This window comes from Leptolyngbya sp. CALU 1928 (genome assembly GCF_056784215.1).
Genome location: NZ_JBXBCE010000006.1, coordinates 34,290 through 59,716 on the forward strand (window position 1 = coordinate 34,290; position 25,427 = coordinate 59,716).

Below are 25,427 nucleotides of genomic sequence, written 5' to 3' on the forward strand. Positions count from 1 at the left end.
GAGTGTCAACAAGTCCAGCTTGTTAGGAATTCAGCGCCTTGATCGGGTGGTCAAATGAGGATGGAGACGAACCATTGAGGGAAACTGTGGCAAATTGTGAACCCCTGCGGGAGAGGAAATCCGGGGTTCTCTTTTTTATCCACATGGATGATGAGTATTCAATCAGTGCTCGCTAAGTTGAGGGAACGTTAACCTTACTGATCAACCCGTGATGTCTGACCTCACGTTGACTTTCGATCCAGGCTCCTCACTCAGTAAAGTGATCTATAACTTAGCGGATGGCAGACCTCGACTGCTGCTCATGGAGCCTGAAGTGATTGAACTCAGCTTGAGTTCAATTGATGCCCACTTGAGAACCAGAGGAAGTCTTGGTATCACCCGACCTGAAGATGATGTTTGGCTGCAATGTAGTGATAGTCAGCAGTGTCAGGTAGTTGGTTATTTAGCGCGTCAGTTTTTGGCAGCCGTGCGGATGAATGAGGTGAAATACGAACGGGCGTTATATAAAGTGCTGGCAACCGTAGGAGCAATCGTCCAGCACATGGATCTACCTCGTAAGTTCTCTATTGCCATTTCTGCTCTGTTACCCTACGGCGAATACCAGAATGCTCAACGCTTTCAGCAACTACTGAAACAACAGCTCAAAAATTACAGCTTTCGCGGTGAACGCCTCCAGGTCAAGCTAGAAGCCTTTGAGTGTCGCCCTGAGGGAGGTGGCTTGGCAATGGCACGAGTCATGCAGAACGGGGCAGAGTGGTTCCAGCAACAGACGCTTGCTGTGCTGATGTTTGGGCATCGGAATACCAGCCTATTGCTGTTTGAACGGGGCAAGCTGGCGATCGGTAACACCACTGATTTAGGCTTTCATCAACTGGTAGATAAGGTATTAAACCGTACCTCTGGTCAAAGTGCTGATTCGTTAACTAGCGCAATCTATAGTATTGGCAATCAGATCGCCCCTGATAATCCACAACTTCAACATCTGGTAAAGACGCGATCGCCTACAGAGCAAAAACTAGAACGCGAACAAATTGTCACTGCTATTTTGACTGCCAGAGAGGAGTACTGGTCACGCTTGCAAGATTGGCTTGATACCATACTGCCGAATGTCACAGAGGTGATTATTTCTGGTGGAGCTGCTCTTTATCTCCATGATGAATTGGAGAACTATTTCAATCGAACCTCGACTTATTGGGGTACTGACCTTCAGCGACGATTACAAGACCTGGTAGGACTGGATTATCGCTCGAACCGTCCAGATGCTGAGGCACTATCCTTTCGTCTGATTGACGTTTTTGGCATGTACTGCGACTTTGTTGAGCAGTTGGCGGAGGTCGCATGAACGAAATTACTCAGACCTCCCGCAAACGCGAAGATTTCAGCTTTCGCTATTCGCCATACACCGACACTCCAGACGGTGTACTGACAGCATTTTTGAAGAAAGGTGATGGCGTGAGGCAGGGCAAAGAGTTGATGTTAGAGTCCGCCAGAGCTTTTTGGATGGTAGCCGCTCGTCAGGCAGAAGGTCTGTTGAGCCAAGAAGAACTACGCCAACTGGGATTGAGCTGCTGTCGCGCTTTGGAACGTCAGGCAGACTATATCCGGGAATGTTTGCAACTGCCGATTCCATCTGCTGAATCCTCAACAATCGAATATACCAATGGCGATCGCCAAAATGGCAGTAACAAGCCTGCTGATCGAGCAACCCGAACAATGTGGCAATAGGAGAGCGCAATGGCAATCATTCATTTCATTGATGGTGAAAAGGGCGGTGTCGGTAAGTCTTTGTTTGCTCGGGTGATGGTGCAATATTGCATCGATCGCCAGCTTCCCCATGTGTTGGTAGAAGCCGATCGTAGTAATCCTGATGTGGGTGAAGTCTACCCTGAAGGGTGTGAGCGAGCGATCTTTAGCGAAGCCGAACGCAAAGCCTACGATGCTGATCGCATTTTTGATCTGGCAATCAAAACTCCGGTGATTGTTAATCTCCCAGCTCAGGTCTTTCCAGCCGTTACCGATTGGATTGAGCGCAATGGGGTGCTGGAGATGGGGACGCAGCATGGAGTCAGTATCTGCAAGTGGTTTATCTGCACCGGCGGCTATGACAGTGTGCAGCTTTTCATCCAATCTTTAAAGCAGTTTGATGGCAAAGTGCAGCATGTTTTTGTCCGCAACTGGGGACTCTGTGATGATTGGTCTCACCTGGACTGTAGAGAGGAACTACAACAACTTCTGGCAAAGCAAAAAGTCCCCGTGCTCGATTTTCCCAAGTTCAGTTATCGCGAGCGTGATCATCTGGATGCCAAGCGGCTTGCTTTTTCAGTAGGTAGGGAGAGCGGTGAACTGGGCGTTTTGGGGAAGCAGCGGCTCCATACGTTTCTGAAGAGTGCTTATCAAGCGATCGACCAGGCAAACATCTGGAAACTCTCGCCATCAGAAGTCAGTCCTTCAAAGCCAACGGCGACTGATGAACCATCATTGGAAGCTGGAAAAGCTGACATTCAAACGGCTGAACCAGCAGCAAGCGGCTCCAAATCCCGCAACAGCAAACGTTCAAGCTAAGGGAGGTAAGGCTTATGACCAATCCCCGCCAAATAGAAGAACCTCTGGATCTGGATGATCAATTTCTGGAATCGATGGCTGCCAGAGGCAAAGGTCTAAATCGGATTCCTTACCCGACCCTGCTCGATCTGGCAATTCGCGGTAAAGATGATGCTTTCAAAGCCAGAGTATGGGAAATTGTCGTACAAACGGGAATTGACCCGGATGATCCAGCCTTCTTGATGTTGGTTGCGACTGGCAGGCTAGAAGTGTTGCTAGAAGACAGTCCCCAAGAGATGGAGACTATGTTTGATCAGTGGCAGACGCAGTTATATGATCGGCTCCAGACTTATGAGAAGGTAGCGATCAAGGGACACCAAAAGGCGATTGCCCAAACTGTCTCTGCCCTGATTCGTCGCACAGAGTTTGAGCGGGCTATTCACTCGGTTCCCTCATTGATTGCAGCCGGGCTATTGCTCCTGGCTACAGCCGGATTGGGAGGATTCTTAGGCATTGCCGGACTTTCCGGGTATCAAGCCAGTCGCCCTCTTGATCCCACCGGACCCCGACAATTGACATTAGAGCAAGCCAAAGCTTTAGACTGGGCAACCAGTGCTGAGGGTCAATTTTCTCGAAAGCTGATGAACTGGAATCAGGACTTGTTGAGCCGCGATCGCAATGGTCAGCTTGTTTGCGCCAATGAGGTTAAGCGCTTGGGTGTCACTCTGGAGATGCTGCCTAATCGAAAAGCCACTGCTGGATTCTGCACGTTATGGGTTCAGCCTCCTAATCAACGCGAATTTGCACCCGTTCAAGGAAACTAAGCGTTTATTCAAAGTTCGAGGGGAATTTACCAATGTGGACTTGTAAAACTACTCAATACTGGACAGTTGTGACTTTGGCGGGGTTGCTTGCCGTTGGTTGCGCTCCTCGCACAGCAACAGGAGGCGGAACTGAAGCCACTCAAGCGCAAAATTCTTCCATTCCAGAATATCCGCCGCTCTATAATGTGGATGTCCAGGTATGCGGTAACATTATTGCTCCTCTGAAAGATGGAAAACGCTGCATCACGACTCAACTTCAGCTTTGGGGTCCAGTCGGAGAAGCGAAGCTGGTTCGATCTGGAGTTGCTCTGCCATCCGTGTCCGCTGTACAACATAAAGTCGCGATCGCCTCAAAAGGCTGCTACCCAGCATACTCGCAACCTTCACAAGAACAATTTTACTGGGCAGACACGATTATCCAGGTTAACCGGGGTGGAAAAACCACGATCGAGGTAAAACCTACTCAACTTTCAAATCAGCAAGTTCATGAATTGGTCACTGGAAAGCTTTCAAATTCAAGTGCTCCAACCTTCGGCGGCGTTGGCTGTGAACCTGCCCCTACTAGTTAACATCCGATACGATGGATGGGTTTTGCCAATCGTCCAAGAGCGCTTGGACAATTAAGAGCTGAATGCTCCCCTATCATTGTTCACCCCTTGCTCTAGACAAGCAATTCACCCAATCGCACGGTATAGTAAGGTCTGGATTAGACTCCCTGTACTGGTTTGTGAAAGGAATGGCAAGCAACCTGTCGTCAGATAGCTATGATCGCTTTCTGGATGACCTTAAAGAATGGATTCAGAGTGCTCAACTGCGGGCAGCGACCGCAGTCAACCGGGAACTCGTGACTCTGTACTGGAGGATTGGGTGTGCTATTCTTGCCAAGCAGCAGCAGGAAGGGTGGGGAGCCAAAGTCATTGAACGCCTATCCAAAGACCTAAAACACGCTTTTCCAGAGATTAAGGGGTTCTCCCGCTCTAATCTGCTCTATATGAGAGCCTTTGCCCAAGCCTTTCCTGATGAAACAGTGATTCAGGCGGTCATGGGTCAAATTACCTGGTATCACAACATTGCGCTGCTGGATAAGCTCAAAGGCAATGAAGAACGACTGTGGTACGCCCAAAAGACGATCGAACATGGCTGGAGCCGCAGTGCCCTGGTGCATCAGATTGAAAGCGGTTTGCATCAGCGAGTGGGGAATGCCGTTAATAATTTTGACCATACGCTACCTCAAAGCCAGTCAGACTTAGCCCGCCAGATCCTGAAAAGTCCCTACAATTTTGAGTTTTTGGAACTGGCAGAAGCCGCCCAAGAGCGGGATTTTGAACGGGCACTGGTGGATCGGATTCGAGATTTTTTGATGGAACTGGGTGTAGGCTTTTCCTTCCTGGGTAGCCAATATTCGCTTGAGGTCGGCGGCAAGGAATATAAACTCGACCTGCTCTTCTACCACGTCAAACTACATTGCTATGTGGTGATTGACCTGAAGATGGTTGAGTTTGAACCTGAATTTTCAGGCAAGATGAGCTTCTACATTGCCGCTGTGGATGATTTGCTGCGGAGTGAGATGGATAATCCAACGATTGGGATTGTCTTGTGCAAGTCTAAAAATAAGGCAACGGTGGAATATGCATTGCGGTACATCCAACATCCGGTGGGAGTGGCAACCTACCGACTGAAGGACACGTTACCAGAACCATTACAGAGAAGTTTGCCCAGTATTGAGCAGCTAGAGATGGAGCTAAATGCTCTGGTAGCAGAGGCAATCGCAGACCCTACCGATCTGAGCGAATAAAAATTTTAGGAATAAATTAATTGTCCAAGATCGCTTGGACAATGGTTAAACCCCATTCTAAGCGGGTGGGCGGGCGGTAATGAAAAACCCCGACTCATCGCCGGGGTTTGGGCGTCAGCCACAGTCGCGTCTCAAGCGCTAGTCATCCAGGTTGATGTCCTCTTCCAGATCGACTTCAAACTCTTCATCCGTATCCAGGTCATCCGTTGTACTCAAGCCGTTAAGCGCATTCAAGCGTCCCGTGCGGGTTGCTTTGTGAGCAGCACGGCGATCGCGCACTTCATCCAGATTTTGCAATCCGTAGAGCTTGCGAGCGTAGGTCAGCAGATCCCGGAGTGAGGTTTCGGCATAGTCGTGTCGAAACTGAGCATTGTGTTGTTCCCAATCGAACTCTTGTCCGTTGAATCGAGCCGATGCTGCCAGTTCCCGTCCAGATTCTTCCCGTAGCACTTCAATCACCATCAGTCGAACTTTCTCCTGATAGGGAATTACCCGTTGCAACGCGGGAGTATGCTTCGGTGCCTTGCGTGCAGTGTTTTTTGCAGCTTTGCGTGTTGCAGTAACCATGAGAATTGCTCCTTTATGAATGAGTTGGATTTCTCACAGCGATCGCATCGACAGATGCCTGCTTCGTGTAGTCCGAGCTTTCATTCCTTCCGCAGTTGTTACTGCCTTTAGCTTCAGCGTGCGAGGGAGGTGGGCGGGAAAAAAGAACCCTGCATCAGTCAAACTAATGCAGGGCAAGCAATCAGGCAGTGAACGAAGCTGAACGTGTTATTCGTCCTCTTCTTCGTCTAGATCCTCATCTAACTCGTCATCCAAGTCATCGTCCAGTTCATCACTGGCTTCATCGTCCAGTTCATCACTCAAGTCATCATCGAGATCGTCATCCAGTTCATCATCCAAGTCATCATCCTGCTCCGCTTGGAAAGAGTTGCGGCGCTCCAGCGATGCCCGGTTAAATTCCACCAGGTCTGCAACAGCTTGCTCTGGATCAGTACGAATGGTGTCATACAGCAGGCTCATAAGGATCGCCACCACTTCTGGCGCATACTTCAGCGCATCGGGTTGTCCGAACAGTCGCGGGAACACCTTCGTATTCCATCGCTGCCAGTCGAACTTTTTGTTACCACCCTTCTTCTTCACCTGAGCGGCAATGTCAAGCCCAAGCTTTTCGCGAGTCGCATGCCCAATTTTGGTAGAGACACGAGCATCCCGGAGTTGCAGCTTCACGCCGTACTCCTTGAATACCAAGTTCCGCAATTCTTTGAGCAGTGCTGATGCGTTAGTTTCCGGCGGTCCATCAACCGTTGGTGCTTTGGCTTTGGTGGCTGAGACTGTACCGTTAGGTTTAGCCGTTTTGGAGGTGGCACCGTTGCGAGTGCCGTTGGGGGTGCGAAGTTTTGTAGTCGTCGCCATTTCATAAACTCCCAAATTTGAGGATTTCACTCCCTCGCCGCATTAGCGGCATTTCCCTCCATTTGAAGACCATTATTCAATCATCACGGGGTGCGAGTACCGATTCTGGATAGAGCTGCTGCTCATCTTCTGCAACCTTGTACCACCAGCCTCCCTGGTCGGATTCATCGATGTTGAGCCATCGTTGGACAATTCGGGTGGGCTGTTCTCGGTTATTCCAATAGAGAGTTACCAGTTCATAGAGGTCAAACTTAGGGGTAGGAACTTCAAGGATTTTAGTGCGCTCCATTTAGCAATCTCCAAACACCACAATGTTTTTAATAGCACTCCATAACAGTGTTGGGCAAAAGTGTCCATTTGACTGAGGTAAGGAGTGTTTTTGTTTCGTTACAACCAGTGGAAACCCTTACAGTTTTAGATCATGCGACAGTTACAGGATTGGATAAAACTGATCGAGCAGAACGCTCCGATCGTGGCGCTGGAATATCAGACTCCGGATCGGATGGCGGTGTTGAGCCAGTTTTATCATTGGGGTGAGGCGCGATTACCCCTTCGGGGAACTGCGAAGCAACCGCTCCCGGTTTATGTCTGGAACCCTGGTTACTCAGCGCTTCAGCAGTTGGTAGCACCTCACGGGAGCCTCATTCTGCAACCCACAACGCAAATGATAGAGCAAGATATCCTCCAATCCTTGCTAGATCACCCGAAATCAGGCATTTATCTTCTGGAAGGGGTTTTGAATGGCACTGTGGCGGAGATCAGCCAGCAACGTTGCTACCAACTCTTAAATGCTTACCACCAAGCGCTGTGGAACCCGTTGCCCCATTATTGGGTCTTGCTGGAAACCTACGTTCAACTGCCTTTGGAACTGCAACCCTTTATTCCAGTGCTGTCTCATGCAATGCCCGATCGCCATCAGGTAGAAGCGATCGTGACTCAGTTCTGTAGCCAGCATCCCTGGATTGGCAAGGATGATTCAGCAAACCAGAAACTGATGATCACTGCCTGTCAGGGGTTGCCAGTGGGTGAGATTGAAATGGTGCTGAGCAGACTGCTGACGTTTGCGGATTCTTCGGAGCAACTGATTCAATTGATTCTGGATCATAAAATTAACAAGCTGCGCGGACGGGGATTGGAGTACATAGCAGAGCCGGATGTGCCTACGGCTGCAGGATTGGATTTGTTAGAGCGGCGGTTGGAAGCGATCGCTTCTCTGCTTCGACCCGAAGCTCAACAATATGGGCTGAGCTTACCCACTGGTATGGTGCTGTGGGGACCACCCGGCACAGGCAAAAGTCTCTCTGCCAAACTGGCAGCTAAGAAGATGGGGTTGCCTTTGCTGGCGGCAAATTGGGGCATTCTCTTGAGTAGCCCAAACCCCGATCGCGCTTTGAAGGAATTCATTGCGGTGGTCACGTCTCTGGCTCCCTGCGTCCTTTACTGGGATGACTTTGACAAGGGTTTTGCAGGTTGGGACTCTAACGTTGATGGCGGAATCGCCCGTCGTCTGTCGGCAACTCTACTGACCTGGATGCAGGAACACCAGGAGCCGATCTACACGATCGCGACCGTCAATCGTTTGGGAATGCTGCCACCCGAACTGGTACGTCGGTTTGATGACATTTTCTTTATCGATCTGCCCCATGAGGGAGCCAGGTATGAGGTGTTCAATCTACATCTGGCAAAGTACTTTCCAGCATTTCGAGGGAATGATCAATCGCCCTGGGCAGAAGACCAATGGCGTAGGCTTTTGACGGAGTACCGCATTTGTACACCGGCTGAGATTGGGAATGCGGTGCGGCGTTGTGCTGAGGAAGCGTTTTACCAAGGTAGACCAGGGCAAATTGAACTGGAGGCTTTGTTGGCACAGCGGCAGCAGTTTACCCCAGCCATGGAACGAGAATCTGAGCAGATGCAGGCAATTCGGAATCAGGCGACGTATGCGAGACCTGCAAGTGGGGGCGATCGATCGAGGTATGCCTACTCCTATCGAGAGTTATTTGAGTAAGTAAAGAGCATTACTCAACAGTTTTCAGTCTAGGGACGCGGGTAAACTTACTTATATTTTTATCTTATAGAATAAATATAAATAGAAAAAATAGACAAGCGCTACAAACCTTGCACTGTAATCATTTGATGCGCCATCTATTTTTGAAAAGAAATATTAAGCCTAGAAACGTTTGCTGGGCAAGGATTCTATTCTGGAAGTTAGGGATTATGTTAGCATAAACTCACCATAATTCTAGAGAAGGCATTAACATGCTTCAGAACGCTTCTCCCAACCAAGATGTAAGTGCTGGGCAGGTAGAATCTACGAAAGAGAACTTAGCTCATTTACTAACAAACAACAACCTCAATCACCCTGCCTTAAATCGACTTCAGGCAAAATTAGCTTCTTCTCCAGAATCTGGGGTAGAGGCTTGCATTACTAGTTATGATCGTATGCACCACCGCCATAATCGTTCGTAAGTTATTAGGCTTTTCTAATCAGTGATTTAAAGTTTTCTCTTCAACATTTCTCCTTAACCAAAAGCTTGTATTAAGTAGTCTCCAGCTTATTCTTAACTAAAGATTATTTAGTTGATTCCTTTCGTTGAGCTTAGCTGGAGACTCAATTATTTCCAGGTTCTTTTTATGCAAATCGAGCCTCAAATTACTTGCTTCCTTATCAAAATTGCTTCTCGTTGCAACTTAGCCTGCGATTACTGCTATATGTATCGCCATGCTGATCAAAGTTGGCAGAAGCAGCCAATTGTGATGTCACAAAATCACCGTCAACTATTAGCATTTCGTATAGGTGAGTACGTTGAAACTAAACAGCTAAAGGAAGTCGTAGTTGTATTCCATGGAGGAGAACCACTTCTTGCAGGTGTGGCAACAATTATTGAAACAGCGAAATGGATTCAGGAAACGTTACCGTCTTGGTGCAAAGTTGGATTCTCACTTCAAACAAATGGTGTACTTTTAACTCAACCTATACTTGCTCAGCTAGAGCAGATGAGGATAGGCGTATCACTAAGTATTGATGGACATAGAGAGGCGCATGATCTTCATCGACTTGACCACAAAGGTAACTCTTCCTTCGATGCAGTCGAGAAGTCTCTACAAATGCTAAAGGATTGTCCATCAATATATAGTGGTTTAATTGCTGTCATTGATCCCTCGATACATCCAAAATATTTATTTGATTTTTTTAAGGCTTATCAACCTCCACAGATTGATTTTTTATTGCCTGATGCAAATCATCACTGTTTACCTCCAGGACGTACTGAGAATCCTAATTTATATTCCTCATGGTTGATAGAAGCCTTTGATATTTGGTTTAATCAATATTCATATATTCCAGTAAGAACATTTGATGCGATCTTAAGTAGCTTAGCTGGTTTACCTAGCAACACTGATTCATTCGGTTTCGGGGATATTAGTCTTTTGACGATAGAGACAGATGGGTCATACCATGATCTTGATGTCCTTAAAATTACATCCGGCGGAATTACTTCTCTTGGTACAACATTAGAAGAATCTAGTATTAGAAATATTATTGCTTCATCTAGTCAAATTCAAAACCATAGAAAACTACTAACTCACGAAGGGCTATCTCCACAGTGCCAAACTTGCTCAGTTGTTGATGTCTGTGGAGGTGGTTCTATTCCACACCGCTACGCACAAGATGGGTTCACTCACCCAACAGTTTATTGCCATGAAATGTTGGCGCTAATCAATCACGCCAGGAATCAATTACAGAATCAGCTGGATCTTGAATTAGTCAACCTAAGCATAGCTTCTAATCTAGTAAAAGAGATTAATTTTGATATAGCAGCTTTTGAGAAATCTGAAACGTCAGAACCTATTATTGAATTTCTTTTGAAGACTTGGTTAGATGAGGCTAATAAAGATTTTCTGGCTGCTTTAGAATGGTCTCTTGAAGAAGATGCTGAACAGCTAGAAGCAATTGAAAGAATCCGATTTAGCGTTAAAAGTGGCTCTTACATTGCTATTTATCCATCGATTGCAATGTGGACTTCTGTAGTCAAAAGAAAAATTTTAGGGATAAGAGTTTATGCGATTGACGGCGAATTAATTGTTGCAAACACCCACTACCCTGGCAAAATTATAGAGTTGTTGAGAACTCTAAACTGTGAGAATTACCAGAGGTATCTAATTCATCGTAATGATGAATGCTTACGTGCCCCATTTGGTAAAAAGATACTATTTGAAGATGAACAGACAGCAGATAAAGGTCGAGAAATTCTCAAAGCAAGCTTAGATCTGATTGAATCTTGGCGACCAAATTTAGTTAATGAAATGAGATTGATTAGTCCAGAAATTCAGTTTATTCGAGATCTTACTGCTCATCCAGAAAAAATAGTTTCATTTAGCGACAACTCAGTACCAGGCGCTTTATACGTTTCTATTAAGCAAGGCAATCATTTTGTTGATGCATATAACTTAGCAGATTCACTTATCCATGAACATCGTCACCAAAAGCTCTATCTTTTACAGCGCTTAACTCCTTTGGTTATTTGTGACACTCCTTTAGTGTCTTCTCCATGGCGCGAAGATTTACGCCCTCCAAGCGGTTTGCTTCATGCTGTCTTTGTTTTTACGCACCTTTTAGAGTTCTGGCTATATTTAGCCAAACACGATAGGGTAAATCAAGGCAAGGCAGATAGACAGGTAGAAATTATTAAATCTCGGCTATTGGAAGGATTTACAACACTTCGGAATACGTCCTTAACAAAAGTAGGATTTAGTTTAGTTGATAGACTTGAATCGGTATTGAAAGATAGTGTAGGAATGCAAGTTTAATCCTTACAGAAATACATCATGATTTTCTTACCTTTCGATGCTCTTCCACAAGACAGATCAGCACGTTCGCAGCTATTACACGAATATTTTCTTGGACAATATGTGTCGAGTACTTTAATTGATGATGTTTGGTCTATAGATCTTCATTTTCCTGAGCTTTCTGATTACTATATTGATCCTTATCTTGCAGAAGGGCTTGCTTGGTGGCGAAGCGGATTAAGTGTTTCTGAAATTCCTTTTGCAGTTAAGAAAGACCAAGGTTTTCAATTATCTCTTAATGACTCCTGGACACTGTTGGCTTGGAGCCAATGGTTGTCATCAGTTTATGCTGAAAAAAATCAATTACCATCTGAAATTGTCGTCCTTCATGTTGATGATCACGATGATCTCATGAGTCCTAGAGTATGGAATGAAGAATCTGGATGGAAAGATGCAATTACTAGTAAAAGTTTAAACCTACTTGAACCAGAGTCTGTTAGTAATGCAATTAGGAGTGGATCTATTGGAATTGGTAGCTTTATTGTTCCTCTACTTCATTCCATACAAAAAGTTCAAGTACGTCACCTTTGTGCAACGGGTTATAGTGTAGTACGACAAGGGTGCTACTCTCTGATGCCAACTTTAGTACCAGATCAGTTTCTTAGTCCAAAGAGTAAACGTCTCGCTGTTGAACTACACGCTTGCCAGGATCTAGGTTCAACGAAAAATAGCAAGAGTACATATAGGGTAACTGCTGATCCAAATGAATGGATTAAGGATCTACCAGTTAATATTCCAGTTTTGTTACATATAGATATGGACTACTTTAATAACCGCTTCAATGGGGATTCTGACTGGGAAACACATAAAAATCGTCATGATCCTTCACGCGAAGAAGTAATTACATTAATTGATGTAATGTTTAGTACTTTATATCAGAATGGACTAATGGATAAAATTTGTGACATTGAGGTTGCCTTGTCTCCTGGCTTTTTTCCTGCCGAATTTTGGAAGCCAGCTATTGAGCGCATCCGCTATCATCTGAAGTAAGCAACAATTTTAGTAACTAATTAGAGCTGCTTGAAATCTATGGTAGAAAAAACCGAAAGAGCAACAACTAAGCAAACTACCAGGGAAAAATCAGCTTCTTCAGTTGCTAGCAGGCAATCAGTTTTACGAAAAGCACCTGCAACTAAGCCTGAACCTACTGATAGCTCTGAAATTTATTTGCTTCAAGGAAAAGGAAGCAAAGGAAAAGGCGGCGATAAAGGAGGGCATTACTGGCACATCTATGCCAACGATACTCGTGCCGGATTTGTATTTATCAATTGGATTGATGAAGAACCTTTTGGAAAACATGCATCTATTCAAATCAAGATAAACGCCAAGTTTCAAAACCGGCGGATTGGTCGGATTGCATACAGGCTTGCTTGTGAGAAAAGTAGCTATGACACGATATTTGCTCATATGCGGAAGTCAAATCTTGCTTCAAAGAAAGCTGCTGAGGCTGCTGGCTTTCAAGCAGTTAATAGCAGTGAAATTTCTCAGCTTGTAATGGTTTGGAATCGCTCAGCAGAATGAACCCTATTCACCAAATGAGATCGCTGCCGCTCAGTTTCCTGCCAATCTCAGCAAGGGTAGATTTCCTTCATTTTCTAGCTTGTAATAAACCAGCCGTCAGAACAAAACTTTTTCACGCTTATGCCAAGTTACATCTAGAGGATTGGTGTAACAGTTATGGCTTATTCCTACGGGTAGACTCTGAATCTTTTGTTTGTATTGCAAGAGATCCTGAAGTTGCAGAGCAGATTCTTGACATTGATCGAAAGTACGAGCCTCATGAGAAGTTGTTTGGATTATTGCTGGGCTATCCTGAATGTTGCTCTGACTTTATAGCGTCAATTGGAGAATCAAATATTGATCATACTGAGCAGCAGATAATTCAATGGAACTTTTCAGGAGAGTTCAAGCGTATTAACCCTTCAAACTACTTACTTGGAACGTCACTTATATGTCACCTTCCATGTTCTTCAAACTGTCAACCTTCATTGGATTTGGCAAATCAGGCACTTGACTTTATCAATAGGTATAAAGATGAAAGTTGCTTGGCTCCTTGGTTAATCTGGGTAGACTAATAGCTTTCAGACAACAAAATTTTAACGACTACACAGATTGAAGAGAGATTACATCTTATCCATCGCTGCTCTTCCCTAAATACACACTCTTTAACCCCATCGTCCCCTTCTTCGTAACTCCCCAATAGCGCAGGTAGCGGTAAGGTCCATAAGTCTTTCCTGTTTTAGAGTCAGGAATCATCTTCAGCTCAATATGTCCTCGTCCCCCATGCCTGCCCAGTGGTGAACCATCCTCACGAGTCTCCTGGTTCTCCTTCACCGCCGCCTCCCGCCGCGACTCCAATAGCCCCTGAATCATTTCAGCCAGATCCCTTAATTCTTCATCGCTCCAATCCTGGAGTTCCTGAATCAGTCGTGCTGCTTTGCTCCGCTTTGGCATCTCCCACCCCTGATCTCACAAAATCTGCTTAGGGAATACTTAGAGATCTTTAGCTTGTTTTCATTCCCTAAGTCCAGATTCACCCGTACTGCTTTTGTTTAGGGAAAATTTGGCTCGTCATAAAGGCAAAACTATTCCCTAAGCCTCGTCGCCACCCCAACTAGCTGAAACTTTGATGTCCACGACCACTGGGATCGGATGCAAAAACTTCCGAGCTGCTGCAACCATGCAGCAATGTAAGAGATAACTGATGTGCTTCGCTTCGGCAACAAGACACTCCAGCAGGATTTCGTCATGAATTGTACAAATCAGCTTTGCTCCTGTCTCTGCCAGCACTTTGTTGAGTTTCACTAACGCCAATTTCGTGATGTCAGCATTCAATCCCTGGACTGGATGGTTCAGCAACTCCGCCAGCCTGGGTTTACCCGCCCACCTGCGTCGCCGTCCTGCCAGGGTACGGCTCTGCTTTGTTCCCCGGATGTAACTACGTTTGATCGTCTCATGCCATTCTGCTACTCCGGTGTAGACTTCAAAGAACCGTTTCCGAAATGCCTTTGCCTCCTCCAACGACAGAGTAACTCCATACTTGGTCTCAGCATAGCTCTGAAGCTTGGCAGCACCCATACCATAGATCAGCCCGAAGTTAATGGCTTTGGCAAGCCGACGATCTTCCTCACTCACCGCGTCGATCGCTTTCCCAGTCACCAAAGCTGCTGTTAGTCGGTGCAGATCCTCACCCCTTTGATACGCTCGTTGCATCCGGGCATCACCACTCAAGCGGGCAACAATCCTCAGTTCAATTTGGGAGTAATCTGCCCGTATGATCTGACAACCTGGTGCAGCAACAAAACAGGTTCGAGCTGCGGCATCGCGAGGAATGGTTTGCAAAGGTGGATTGCGACAAGAGAACCGACCCGACCTGGCTCCAAGCTGATAGTAGGTCGGGTGAATCCTCCCTGTCACCGGATGGATATGCTTGGGCAGGCTGTCGGCAAAAGTAGCAGTAATTTTGGAGAGGTGGCGGTAGTCCAACAACGCTCGAATTACGGGGTATTGTTTCGCCAAAGGCACCAGCCCTTTTTGATTAGTCGAGTTCACCGGAATTCCAGCCGCTTGAAGTGCTGCAAGCACCTGTTGGGGAGAGTTTGGGTTAATCGTATCCGTCATCTCCGGCAGCAAGGACATCTGAGCGTTACCAGCGATCCGGAGTTGGCTGAGCTGATGAAGTGCCACATCCCGATCGCTCTCTAGCTTTGCCCCCAATGTTTGCCAGCGGGAGAGATCCAGCAACATCCCATTCAGCTCCATCTGAGCCACCGCAGGCATACAGTGAAACTCTAGTTGGGCAATTTTGAGGAGGTGCGATCGCTCCAGCTTCTTGACCAGGATCGGGTACAGTTCCAATAAAATTGCTGCATCCAACGCCGCATACTGTAACTGCTTTGAAGTCAGGGGTTTGCTCCAATCACTGACCTGTTGGGTTTTATCCAGCTCTATATTCAATAGCTTTTGAGCAAGCGTCTGCAACGAGAGACTGGTTTTCAGTCCTGCTGTCAGCACTCGATAGGCAAGTTGTGTATCGAAGAAGGGAGGCGCGGGTTGGAGTCCTGCCTGGGCAAGGAATTGCCAGTCGAATTTGCCGTTGTGAGTAATCTTAAGCATAGGACTGGAGAGGAGCTGTTGGAGTGGGTGGCGATCGCAAGAGACAATCTGAGATAAATCAATGAGCATCACTGGCTGATCGGGGACTGCAAGCTGAATGAGCCGAATCGTATGAATGTGAGGATCTAACCCTGTCGTTTCGCAGTCCAATCCAATCGCTGAAAACTGTTCTAGCGATTCTCCTCCGGCGAGGCTACGCCAACACAGTGCCGATTCAAGTTCTTTGCCCGACGTAATCAGTTGATAGGTTCCATCTTTCAAATGAGAGTGAGTTCGAGAGGCAGACATAATCGGAAATGGATGGAGGACTAGCTTGAAGGGGCGGTAGCACCAACCATCTCCGGTATCGCTCATGATTCAGAACAAACTGACCTGTTCTGGCTGATCAGATACTTGAGCTGGGTCAGCCGCGATTGCTTCTACCTTTGCTCGATTGCGCCGCTTTCCCCATCCCTGTTGAGCTGCGTGCTTCACCACGCTTCGACGAATTGATCGGCTCAGATCTTGAAAATCATTTTTGACTGTGCTGAATTCAATCGGATGCCCACCAATCAACTCATAAAAACTGGTTGCGTTTTCGGGCAACCGATTGTGTTTTTTCATGACCTCATTTCCCGACCAAAGATAGAGATCAACATAATTTCGATGCATCGGCGCTTCCATCGTGGCAGGCATCATATAAGCTAATACTTCCGTAGGTGTAGCGTAGTCTCCAACTTGCTCCTGTTCATACTCGGAAAGGATGAGTTCAAACCGATCTTGCACACAGGCAACCTTTAACCAACCTGGAGTTGCATCACCCCACAGACTTCGATGTAATACCAATGGTCCTACTAGATAACGGACATGATGGATGGAAAACTCTGCCATTTCCAACATGCACGCTAGCAATTCTTTGGGAACATCGAGGGATGCCAAAAGGCGCAACATTTCCAGCGTGCTAGATGAGCAACGGGTATCTGGGTTAGCAGCATCTTTCCCTTGTTGAAGGGTTCGCACCAACTCTTCGGGAATAAAACTCAGTTGATCCACAGCGCAAGCCTCCTGTAGGAATGTCCCTACAAACAGCCAATTGGCTGGAGCGTTGTTATCCACCTGGTTGAGGTCACTCCCAGGTCTGGCTTTATAGGCTGGCAAGCATATCGTTTCGTATGGATGCTTGCGCGATGAACACTGAATCAACCCCCGATTTCAATGCCAATTCTGACAGTAGTAGCGGTTACCAAACGGGTGGTTATCAAACCTCTGTCGCTAGTGGCGAACAATCGATCACTGGGGCAGGCACCAATCCCTGGCAAACCGATCACTTCAGTGATGGCTATCAGGAAAACATCTTTGAACAAAATTTTGGCGATACGCCTTACTCAGAATCAGCCGCCAACCCCAACCCTCACTTAAAAGGCTATGGCAAGGGTTCTGCTTACCAGTCGAAAACAGAGCGTACCTTTTCTGCACCCGAACTGGAGCTTTAATTCCCTCAACCCTTTCTACTGTCATGAATACCCCACTGAGAATGCCAGACGGCTTCAAAAGGCAGCGTGTTCTGGCATGGATCATTTCGCTGTGCTTGATTGTCATTGACCTTTGCGGGCTGGTTGCACCTGCGTCTGCTCGAACGATCGACGACGGCAGCCTACCCACGCGAATTCTAGAAATTGCAGGGAGTCAATCTGGATTGCCTGCAACGCAAGTTTTGTTGCCCGACTGGAACCGAATCTCTTTGTCACAGATGCCGGGTATTAGTCGCTCTGGCTCCATAGATGGCAAGCCCTACAGCCAAACTTTAGGGTACGATCTGAGCCGCAATTGGAGCGCTAGCATGACTCCCGATCAGTATTTGAAGCTAGGGGACATTTCACAAGCATTGCAAGCAGAGGTCTTTTCACCGGGGGCGATCGCTCAACTCACCAATCTCGATCTCAACCAAGTTGCCTTGAGTGCGTTTACGCTGGCAGCCGATCAAACCCTGAGCCATTTAGCAAAAGTGGTGCCGGGTCTGGCACAAACCAATGTCCGGGCGATCGCCCCTGTCGCGGCTCTTCTCGCTGCCAAAGCCGTCGGCATTAATGTCTCTGATCAAACCCTGGCTGAAGTGCTGGCACAGAATCCCCAGATTGGACAGCTACGCTTAAAGGAGATTGATCTTTCTCGCTTTCCTGTCAGCTCCATTCCCAACCTGGAAGCCGTTCAGCTCCAACAATTTGAGGGCTGGATGAACAGCTTTGTGAAAGGTATTCCAGGGTTGGGTCAGGTGCCATTAGGGTCAATGCCCAACCCAATTGCTGAACTGGGTAGTCTAGTCATGCGTATCGATCAGGTATATGGTCCAGCAGAGGCACAACGCAACAACACCATTTCTGGCTCTGATGTTCAGGGCTTTTCTGTGCCCTGTGCTGAAACCGATTGCGCCTATGTTGAACTGGATGATCTGGAGAACGCTGGACGTAGTGCGCGTGGCAGGCTGGAAGGAAAGCAATGGATCTCAGGAAAATATCAGGAAGTCCAGGGTGGTTGGGGCGTTTTGCGATCGGTGAATGGTGGTCGAGAACCTACAGGACGCTTGCCCTTCGGTTCTGCTTTCAAAGTCGTGGTGATGGAGCCGGATGAACCCACGGATACCGTAGACACTGCCCTATTCTTCCGTTTCTGTGCTAACGCGCTGGGCTGTACACCCTATTTCATTGGTCCGGTGCCGTTCTTTACCTACAAAGTTAATGCTTTGATGTTTGTCGGCGATTTGAGCGATCAACGAGCTGCCGCTGCCTCTCAACCCACTGGGGCTAGCCAAGAGTCCGGAAGTAGCCGAACTGGGGCTGGGAATCAAAATGAGGGCAACCCCTGTTCTTTAGACGGCAGTAGTCAGCCTGTATCAGCACAGTCCATGCAAGGCATTGATCTAAACGCACTGGCAGAATCGATCGCCAGCATCGAAAGTGCTGGAAGTGGCGGTTACCAGGCAGTCGGAGTTCATACATGTGCGGATGGCGGAAGCAATTGTGGACGGGGGTTAGGTCGCTACCAGTTCATGAGTTACAACCCCTATGCAGTCCAGTTAATTGCTGCAAAGCCAGGCGGGCAGGGATTCTTAAATCGCATTGGACAGGGCTACCAACCTACTGAAGCAGAACTGTTTCAATTCTTTCCACCTGCTGATCAGGATCGTGCCTTTATGGCAGACCTTGCCAATAAAATTCAGGTGACGCGAGGACAGATTGATCCAACGACAGGACAACCCTTTACGGGCGATCGGCTCCTAGAACGAGTTGCCCAAAAACACTTCGGTGGTGACTACAGCCGTGTGGATGGGGGAAGCTCCGATGCGTTGGGTCGGCTGAGTCTACGAGATTACGGTCGCGCTGCTGTGACTCGCTATCGCAACGGTGGCAATGGCACACTCACCTGTGCTCCCAGCGCAACGCTGACAACTGCTAATGCCTCTGGAACAAAAAGCAATGATACGACCTCGAACAGTGGGACACCCGGACAAGCCACCGGAAAGCTAACTAACCCTGCTCCAGGCTTTCCAGTGACCAGTGAGTTTGGTTCTCGCTCCAGTCCCTGTGCCAGTTGTAGCTCTAATCATGCTGGCATTGATATTGGCGCACCGATCGGGACACCGGTTCGGGCGGCTGATGGTGGCAAGGTTCTCTACGCAGGTTGGTTATCGGGCTATGGCAAGACCATGATTGTGGAACATGCCAATGGCAGGATGACGCTCTATGCTCACCTGGATTCAATGGACGTGAGCACTGGCACGGCTGTTCGGCAGGGGCAGGCGATCGCCCGTAGTGGACAAAGCGGCTTGGGCACTGGACCCCACCTCCACTTTGAAGTGATTGAAGGTGCTACCCCTGGCAACTGGCGCAGCGGCTCTTCCATCAATCCTAGACAGCGGGTTCAATTTTAGGGAGGAATCAATCATGCAACCCCAGCAGCAATTTTCACTGAGATCCATTGGCAGACGTTTGACTGCAACCTTCTGGCTACCTTTAGCGGTGGGTATGCTGCTCACTATAGGGTTAGGGTATCTTCCGCTTGACGCTCAAACCCCTGGAATCCCAGAAACCGTCAGTCGTTGTATTCCCCAACAAACCCGACAACCTATTGTTCGGAGTGAACTGATCGGCTCTAGTCGCTTACAGGGCAAGGACTATTACTTGCTGGCAACCTATACCGAAAATAGCCAAGCACCAACTAATCTGATCATCGCAGTTACAAATGGACGCTGCGAGGAAGTGTTTTTTAACCCAATGGGCGATCGCGTTCCCTTTGCAAGTGTTGTGCCCCAGTCCGTTGCTCAACAATTGACACTGGCACGATTCCGGCGCGAGATTCAGCGCCTTGGTAAAGAGCGTTTTCAGCAACAGGTCAACCAGGGCGCAGCCTCAACTCGAAATCCTGCCTGGTTTGCAGAGGAAATCTGGGCACTCCGGCAGTTAGGCATTACGGTTCCCGCCAATGTTCAGGTTCAGCAGTGAGTACAAGTTGAAAAGGAAACCCGCTATGACAGATTCAGCTTCAAAACTGGCTCCAACTCAGCAGCAAGAACTGAGCACATCCACCATCCCTGCACCACCTTACTGGTTATGGCAGGTGGGATACTGGTTTCGCGTCGGTTTTAGCCTTTTTCTGCTGTTATCGGTACTTATTGGAGTGGCAGGTTGTAGTTCCAGTGCAGCAACGGTTCCCTGGCAAAAAGCAACATCAGTAGTTCCTGAACCTGTTTTAGAACAAGTGATTCAAGCGAACACTGATCTGGACATGGCACAAGCCAAAGAAAACCTGCTTGCCTGGAATGTAGACGGAAAGGCAGGCAAACTGACACTGTTTAATTTCAATACTCCCAATTTGTGTGGAGCCTTGGGCTGTCTCTACGCTGGCTACTGGTTAAGAGAGAATCAACCCACAGTAGAAGTATTCCAGAATTATCTCAACCCTAACCTTCCAGCGAATAAATCGCTATTTCAAGTAGGAGAAAACCGAGGTCAAGCCTTGCCCTGTCTGGAGGTGTTACAGATGGAAGGCGATCGCTTACGACAGTTGAATTATTGCTTTAATGGCGATCGCTACCAGCTTGCTGATAGTCAACTTTTCATATCCTGAAATTACTTCCATTATTAGTCCCTCAGCAGCAGGTAAAAAAGCTGCTATGGCCAGTTTAGCCACAGCAGAAATTCATTCAGAATATCTCACAGGGATGGACTGAATTACTCGTCATCATCCAGTCCATCGTCATCGAAATCAAAGTCCTCATCGTCTAGCTCCGCATCCGATTCCTCCAGCTCATCCAGGAAATCTTCATCCTCTTCAATCGGTTTGATCTTTCGGGGAGATTTAGTAGAAGGTTTGGTATTCAGAGCTTTACCAGTCGCACCATTCTTGTGAGGCGGCAATACTTCTACTTCAACCGCTTCTACCTCACCTGGCAAGGCAGGCAGAGATTGAGGTTCCGTGAAGCCTGCGATCGCATCATGCTGCTGCCAGATTAGCGCCTTTGCCGTAGGAGTGCCCAAATAGAGGAGAGGCAAGGTTTCGATCGTCGGTTTGGTATATGCCACCGTCTTACAGCAGTCGTGTTTGTTCTTGCCCTCCCCTTCCTTGACGGCTTTAAACTCCACCTCCAACACTCCCAAACTCCGCCATCGATCGTTCTTGCCGCTGAAAGGCACATTGAAGTAGTCAGCAAATGTTTTTTCCAGGGCACGGTAGAACTCCTCACGGGCTGACTTAAAGCTCCAGAGCGCGACATTTTTGAACCGCACTACGATCGGCATCGTATGCAGGGGTTGATTATCTTCATCCAGAAACAACAGCGCATGTTCTGAGCAAACATCCATCGATTTCTTGTCCAGGCTATTGCGGTACTCGTCATAAAGTCCGACTACGGTGCCACCCAGGTCTTCCACATCCGACTTGTAGCGAATGTATTCCGGCACAAATGCCAGCACGAGCAACCGGGCTTCCGTAATCAAAAGACCCGTCACATCTTCAGTGAAAGTAACAGTCGTGAGGTCATCTTCATCCGGCATCGCAAGCCAGCCCGCCTTTTCCAACTGATCGATCGGAATCAGAATCCCGGCTGGCTTGTCATTAACCACAATGCCGTAGGGCAACTGCGGTCGGCGCACCTGATTGTAGACATCGCTGAATAGATCTGTGTCAACCTCAAAGTCTTCTGGCTCCGCCCTGCCCGTTCGAGCCACACGAGAGTTGGTTGCCGCAGTTGATTTTGGTGATTTGGGAGTAGCCGTCTTAGCACCCGTTCTGGCAGTGCTGGTAGAGCTATTTCTAGAGTTCGTTGGTTTAACCATTGCAGTGCAGCCAAATGAATTATCCCAACGCTGAGGCGTTAGCCTGAGACGCTATCTGAAACAGAATTTGGGTATTGAGCCTTGGGAAATCGCGAACTGACAAGTCAGCACAAGCTATCGCATTGCCTCACCCCCTAAAAAATATCCAGGTAGCTGATCCAATCACCAACCTGCAATCGTTAGGATTTTCGCTAGAATCTCAGCCTTTTGCTATGCCTCTCCCTTTGCCGACCCATTGGAACTCTCTTTCTGGCAGTAAAAGTCCCCCATCTACTGCTTTGATTCAGGTGCCGTCCTATTCCCAACCATTGGCAGCGATCGACTTTGGCAAAATGTTTCAGCAATACAACAATCCCCAGGGCTGGATGATGCTGGGTGGGTTGGTGGTCGTATTATTGCTGCTCCGCATCAGTGGATCGGGTAAGGGCAAAATTACTACGGGCAAGCTATGCGACACTGCGGAGAAACTATCTGCAACCAGCCTGTCATTCAAACAGATTCGGGAACGCAAACACAACAAAGTAACGCTCTGGTCTGGCACACCTCGTTATTGGGCAAAAGGAGCATGGCGCGGGTTGATGACAACAATACAAACGACATTGGGAGCATCCCCAACGGTTTGGTTTCCCAGTTCTGAACGAGGTACATTAGTCATTGGCGCTCCTGGCTCTGGAAAAACGTACTCCACAATCGATCGAATGCTGGAAAGTGCTATGCAACAGGGCTTTCCCATTCTGCTCTACGACAAAAAGGGTGATCAGATGCGCCTCCATGCACCTTTGGCAGCGCGTTATGGGTATCAGGTCAGAGTCTTTGCACCAGGAGAAGCTTTCAGTGGCGTGATTAACCCGTTGGATTACATGCGGGATGCACGAGATGGAGTGATGGCAGGGGAAATCGGTAAAGTCATTAATCGCAACGCCAGAGAGGGTGATGGCGGGCGGAGCGATGAATTCTTCACCAAGGCAGGAGACTTGCTGGCAAAGGCATTGCTACAACTGGTCAAAGGTTCTCGCTATCCCGATATGGCAATGCTCTACGCCGTGTTGCGCCTGCCCAACTTAGTGCATCGAATCGATTATGCGGTGCAATCCAAACAGTTGGATGAATGGGTTGCTACCTCTTTTGTGCAGTTCCTCAGTGCGAAGGACGCTGAAAAAACAATCTCTGGTATCCTAACAACTGCCGCAGGCACCTTCTCATCATTCATTCAAGCAGATTTGCTCCGAGCCTTTATCGGCAAATCCACGATTCCAACTCGTTTGGAAGGACGGGACATCGTAGTATTCAAGTTGGATGATGAGCGTCGCAGTGTGGTGGGTCCGCTACTGGCTGCTGCAATTCACCTAATGATTGTGGGCAATCTCAGCACACCCCGCAAAGACCCGTTGATTATCTCTCTAGACGAGTTGCCCTCGATCAAACTCGATCGCCTACCTCAGTGGATTAACGAATACCGTTCCAATGGAGCCTGCTTCATCCTGGGCATTCAAAGTTTGGATCAACTCTATGACATTTATGGAGACAAAATGGGTGCCGCGATCGCCTCTGCCTGTAGCACTCACGTCCTATTTAATCCCGGCAATCATAAAACGGCTGAGGATTACTCGAAACGGTACGGCGAAAAAGAAGTGCTGATTAAGAATCGAACGACAGGGCGATCGCTCGGTGGACAAATGAGCCGCTCAATTAGTTGGAGTGAGAATCTGCAAAAAATGCCGGTGATCAGCGCCGATGAGATTCTCAAATTCCCTCAAGGCAAATGCGTGATCACCAGCCCTGGCTATAGTTCAGGCGGACAGGCATCCATTCCTTATCCGCTGATTATTCCTGTTTCTAAAGCGGATGAGAAACGAGCAAAGGAAAGTGAAAGTCTATGGGAAGCACAAGTGAGAGCCGCTTTGGAAAGTCAAGTGACTCTACCAAACGTAGATGCATTAACGCAAGCTTTGTATGAACGGATTGAAGAAGCAGAGCGTATGCTGCCACTTCCAGATGAAGGAGAAGCATCAGCATCGTCATCAAAAAGTGGTGTTGAGACTGATGCACTCAATCATTTCCCTAAACGAACTTTTACGACACCGGGTTTGCAAGAATAGCTCTGTTATCAAGACAAACATATCAACGATTTTGTCTACGATCCAAACTACGAATCTGCAATTCTTGCCACCAGGTTGTACTACGCTCTGTCAATCCTTCTAATCGATAAAGCCATTGATAGGAGTGTCCTTCCGTTTGTACACACCACATTCCAACAACTGTTCCAACTTCCTTGGTTGTCCTGACTTTAACAATTTGGAAGAATGAGAATTCTGGCATTGGCACAGTTGGATGCAAGACTGGAATTGCACGCGTAGGATCGTTTAATTGAGGCGATCGCGTTGTCATGAGTAAACACCTCGCATTATCTTAAATGCAGAAATGGATGTGAAATACTGTTAATTCCTTGCTACAGAGGCACTTCTGGAATCGCATCTAAGTTCAGTAGCAAGGAATAGTCGTCTTCTTTGTGAACATCAAGACAGGGAGGACTGGTTGACTGAGTTAAAAGCTGCATTAACCACTGCTGCGTTTGCTCTTGTTGTTCTTGATCCCACTGCAATCGGAGTTTTTGAGCTGGTAGAGATGGATGAAGTGCCAGAACAATCAGGGATAACTTCTCTGGTGGAATGGCGTAATGCACAGCCATCACCCAAAGTTTTACAGCATCTTGCCAGGTTGGTTTTGCAGAGCGAATCGCCCATTCATAAAGTCTGGGCATCCCTCGTCGAAGACCATAGTTAACCTGAATTTGAATGAAAATTGGAGCGTCCCCAGTCCTCAGAGGAGCAACCATTGGTACATCAAGCCAGAGTTTTTTCCTAGCCTGGAAAAGCTCTGGAACCAGTTCTTGGACTTCAGCGACCCATCGAGCCATCAATGGGTGGGCGTTCAAAAGAGGTTGTACTGGCAGTCCCAGAAATAGCTGTTTCATCAACAACTGGAAATTGGTTGGATCGGCTGGACCAAATGCAAATTCTGATTCATGAGTGCGTAACCCCAAAAGAGGCTGTTGATGTTGATGAACCTGATGCAGATCAGCCAGGGTAAAAAGTGCCATAGGTAAGAAGGGATAACTATCCTACCTATGCGGCGTTTGTCGCCGCTGCATTCTCTATCTAGGTAGTAAAGGCTCAATTTGTTGAGCAGCAAGACTGGCTTCTAAAAGCGTTTCCCATGTGCGATCGTCCAGTTGTCCCATTGCTTGAATGCAAGCTGAAAATTGCTGCCACTTCTCTTGAGCATGTTGGAACTGTGGATCAAACCCGGTTACATGGCAGAAAGTTTCAAATCCGTTATCCCAGTAGAAGGTGCCAAGGGCTTTTCTGAGTTGATGAAATTGAGTAGGTTCCATAAGTGTTGCTGAAAATGATATCAGAACTGCCCATTTACCCCGGTAGGGGAGAAAAAATACTGCCTGAATTCAGACAGCATAAAGTGGATCGAAATTTGAACCACAACGTTGTGGTTCGGGAAGTTGTCGTTTTTGTGGGAGATCGTTGTAATCCAGTTTTAGGTTGCGGTTGGTTTTGA

27 protein-coding genes are annotated in these 25,427 nt (G+C 47.5%); 17 read left to right on the forward strand and 10 right to left on the reverse strand.

Features of this window, described 5'->3' with window-relative positions:
- Positions 1–211: 211 nt before the first annotated feature.
- The 6 genes from AC1S5B_RS21245 to AC1S5B_RS21270 all read left to right on the forward strand — a co-directional run bounded on the left by AC1S5B_RS21245 (position 212) and on the right by AC1S5B_RS21270 (position 5,160).
- Positions 212–1,342, forward strand: coding sequence for a ParM/StbA family protein (locus tag AC1S5B_RS21245; RefSeq protein ID WP_482037696.1), 1,131 nt, complete (start codon positions 212–214; stop codon positions 1,340–1,342).
- Complete coding sequence (locus AC1S5B_RS21250; protein ID WP_482037697.1) at positions 1,339–1,725, forward strand: hypothetical protein; 387 nt, start codon at positions 1,339–1,341, stop codon at positions 1,723–1,725. Before AC1S5B_RS21245 ends, AC1S5B_RS21250 begins: the two co-directional genes overlap by 4 nt.
- 9 nt (positions 1,726–1,734) lie before the next feature.
- Positions 1,735–2,562 carry a P-loop NTPase family protein gene (locus tag AC1S5B_RS21255; RefSeq protein WP_482037698.1) on the forward strand — a complete coding sequence of 276 codons (828 nt, stop codon included), beginning with the start codon at positions 1,735–1,737 and terminating at the stop codon, positions 2,560–2,562.
- Between the two features lie 14 nt (positions 2,563–2,576).
- Positions 2,577–3,365: a DUF6753 family protein gene (locus AC1S5B_RS21260; RefSeq protein ID WP_482037699.1), complete on the forward strand. Its 789-nt coding sequence runs from the start codon at positions 2,577–2,579 to the stop codon at positions 3,363–3,365.
- A gap of 32 nt (positions 3,366–3,397) precedes the next feature.
- Entirely contained in the window at positions 3,398–3,934 is a 537-nt protein-coding gene (locus AC1S5B_RS21265) for a hypothetical protein (protein WP_482037700.1), read from the forward strand.
- A gap of 167 nt (positions 3,935–4,101) precedes the next feature.
- Positions 4,102–5,160, forward strand: a complete 1,059-nt coding sequence (locus AC1S5B_RS21270) for a PDDEXK nuclease domain-containing protein (RefSeq protein ID WP_482037701.1) — start codon at positions 4,102–4,104, stop codon at positions 5,158–5,160.
- Positions 5,161–5,298: 138 nt separating this feature from the next.
- Here the strand turns inward: AC1S5B_RS21270 and AC1S5B_RS21275 are convergent, their stop codons facing one another.
- The 3 genes from AC1S5B_RS21275 to AC1S5B_RS21285 form a co-directional block, all read right to left on the reverse strand.
- On the reverse strand, positions 5,299–5,727 hold the full coding sequence (locus tag AC1S5B_RS21275) for a hypothetical protein (RefSeq protein ID WP_482037702.1): 429 nt from the start codon (positions 5,725–5,727) through the stop codon (positions 5,299–5,301).
- A 207-nt stretch (positions 5,728–5,934) separates the two neighbouring features.
- The gene (locus AC1S5B_RS21280) at positions 5,935–6,579 is read right to left on the reverse strand and encodes a hypothetical protein (RefSeq protein ID WP_482037703.1); all 645 of its coding nucleotides are present in this window, start codon (positions 6,577–6,579) and stop codon (positions 5,935–5,937) included.
- A 76-nt stretch (positions 6,580–6,655) separates the two neighbouring features.
- Positions 6,656–6,868 (reverse strand): hypothetical protein, encoded by a 213-nt coding sequence (locus AC1S5B_RS21285; protein ID WP_482037704.1) that lies wholly within the window; start codon positions 6,866–6,868, stop codon positions 6,656–6,658.
- 132 nt (positions 6,869–7,000) lie between these two features.
- Between AC1S5B_RS21285 and AC1S5B_RS21290 the strand changes: the two genes are divergently transcribed.
- The 6 genes from AC1S5B_RS21290 (at position 7,001) to AC1S5B_RS21315 (ending at position 13,502) form a co-directional block, all read left to right on the forward strand.
- Positions 7,001–8,587: an AAA family ATPase gene (locus tag AC1S5B_RS21290; protein WP_482037705.1), complete on the forward strand. Its 1,587-nt coding sequence runs from the start codon at positions 7,001–7,003 to the stop codon at positions 8,585–8,587.
- Between the two features lie 251 nt (positions 8,588–8,838).
- A complete protein-coding gene (yhhA, locus tag AC1S5B_RS21295; RefSeq protein ID WP_482037706.1) occupies positions 8,839–9,048 on the forward strand; it encodes a YhhA family cyclophane-containing RiPP in 210 nt (69 codons plus the stop codon).
- Between the two features lie 165 nt (positions 9,049–9,213).
- Complete coding sequence (gene yhhB / locus AC1S5B_RS21300) at positions 9,214–11,388, forward strand: cyclophane-forming radical SAM/SPASM peptide maturase YhhB (protein WP_482037707.1); 2,175 nt, start codon at positions 9,214–9,216, stop codon at positions 11,386–11,388.
- Positions 11,389–11,406: 18 nt separating this feature from the next.
- On the forward strand, positions 11,407–12,417 hold the full coding sequence (locus AC1S5B_RS21305) for a hypothetical protein (RefSeq protein ID WP_482037708.1): 1,011 nt from the start codon (positions 11,407–11,409) through the stop codon (positions 12,415–12,417).
- Positions 12,418–12,456: 39 nt separating this feature from the next.
- On the forward strand, positions 12,457–12,948 hold the full coding sequence (locus tag AC1S5B_RS21310; RefSeq protein ID WP_482037709.1) for a GNAT family N-acetyltransferase: 492 nt from the start codon (positions 12,457–12,459) through the stop codon (positions 12,946–12,948).
- On the forward strand, positions 12,945–13,502 hold the full coding sequence (locus tag AC1S5B_RS21315) for a hypothetical protein (RefSeq protein ID WP_482037710.1): 558 nt from the start codon (positions 12,945–12,947) through the stop codon (positions 13,500–13,502). Before AC1S5B_RS21310 ends, AC1S5B_RS21315 begins: the two co-directional genes overlap by 4 nt.
- A 55-nt stretch (positions 13,503–13,557) precedes the next feature.
- Here AC1S5B_RS21315 and AC1S5B_RS21320 read toward each other — a convergent pair whose 3' ends face one another.
- The 3 genes from AC1S5B_RS21320 to AC1S5B_RS21330 all read right to left on the reverse strand — a co-directional run bounded on the left by AC1S5B_RS21320 (position 13,558) and on the right by AC1S5B_RS21330 (position 16,575).
- On the reverse strand, positions 13,558–13,881 hold the full coding sequence (locus AC1S5B_RS21320; RefSeq protein ID WP_482037711.1) for a hypothetical protein: 324 nt from the start codon (positions 13,879–13,881) through the stop codon (positions 13,558–13,560).
- Between the two features lie 138 nt (positions 13,882–14,019).
- Entirely contained in the window at positions 14,020–15,897 is a 1,878-nt protein-coding gene (locus tag AC1S5B_RS21325; protein ID WP_482037712.1) for a bifunctional 3'-5' exonuclease/DNA polymerase, read from the reverse strand.
- Between the two features lie 3 nt (positions 15,898–15,900).
- A complete protein-coding gene (locus AC1S5B_RS21330) occupies positions 15,901–16,575 on the reverse strand; it encodes a hypothetical protein (protein WP_482037713.1) in 675 nt (224 codons plus the stop codon).
- Between the two features lie 134 nt (positions 16,576–16,709).
- Between AC1S5B_RS21330 and AC1S5B_RS21335 the strand changes: the two genes are divergently transcribed.
- The 4 genes from AC1S5B_RS21335 to AC1S5B_RS21350 are packed head-to-tail and all read left to right on the forward strand — an operon-like array spanning position 16,710 to position 20,646.
- Positions 16,710–17,015 carry a hypothetical protein gene (locus AC1S5B_RS21335; RefSeq protein ID WP_482037714.1) on the forward strand — a complete coding sequence of 102 codons (306 nt, stop codon included), beginning with the start codon at positions 16,710–16,712 and terminating at the stop codon, positions 17,013–17,015.
- Between the two features lie 23 nt (positions 17,016–17,038).
- The gene (locus AC1S5B_RS21340; RefSeq protein ID WP_482037715.1) at positions 17,039–19,450 is read left to right on the forward strand and encodes a M23 family metallopeptidase; all 2,412 of its coding nucleotides are present in this window, start codon (positions 17,039–17,041) and stop codon (positions 19,448–19,450) included.
- 13 nt (positions 19,451–19,463) lie between these two features.
- A complete protein-coding gene (locus AC1S5B_RS21345; protein ID WP_482037716.1) occupies positions 19,464–20,021 on the forward strand; it encodes a hypothetical protein in 558 nt (185 codons plus the stop codon).
- 25 nt (positions 20,022–20,046) lie between these two features.
- Positions 20,047–20,646, forward strand: coding sequence for a hypothetical protein (locus AC1S5B_RS21350; protein ID WP_482037717.1), 600 nt, complete (start codon positions 20,047–20,049; stop codon positions 20,644–20,646).
- Between the two features lie 104 nt (positions 20,647–20,750).
- Here the strand turns inward: AC1S5B_RS21350 and AC1S5B_RS21355 are convergent, their stop codons facing one another.
- Entirely contained in the window at positions 20,751–21,854 is a 1,104-nt protein-coding gene (locus AC1S5B_RS21355; RefSeq protein ID WP_482037718.1) for a DUF5895 domain-containing protein, read from the reverse strand.
- A gap of 212 nt (positions 21,855–22,066) precedes the next feature.
- Here AC1S5B_RS21355 and AC1S5B_RS21360 point away from each other — a divergent pair, with 212 nt between their 5' ends.
- A complete protein-coding gene (locus AC1S5B_RS21360) occupies positions 22,067–23,953 on the forward strand; it encodes a type IV secretory system conjugative DNA transfer family protein (protein ID WP_482037719.1) in 1,887 nt (628 codons plus the stop codon).
- A gap of 22 nt (positions 23,954–23,975) precedes the next feature.
- Here the strand turns inward: AC1S5B_RS21360 and AC1S5B_RS21365 are convergent, their stop codons facing one another.
- The 3 genes from AC1S5B_RS21365 to AC1S5B_RS21375 form a co-directional block, all read right to left on the reverse strand.
- On the reverse strand, positions 23,976–24,242 hold the full coding sequence (locus AC1S5B_RS21365; protein ID WP_482037720.1) for a hypothetical protein: 267 nt from the start codon (positions 24,240–24,242) through the stop codon (positions 23,976–23,978).
- Between the two features lie 61 nt (positions 24,243–24,303).
- Positions 24,304–24,954, reverse strand: coding sequence for a hypothetical protein (locus AC1S5B_RS21370; RefSeq protein WP_482037721.1), 651 nt, complete (start codon positions 24,952–24,954; stop codon positions 24,304–24,306).
- Between the two features lie 54 nt (positions 24,955–25,008).
- A complete protein-coding gene (locus AC1S5B_RS21375; protein ID WP_482037722.1) occupies positions 25,009–25,248 on the reverse strand; it encodes a hypothetical protein in 240 nt (79 codons plus the stop codon).
- Between the last annotated feature and the right edge of the window lie 179 nt (positions 25,249–25,427).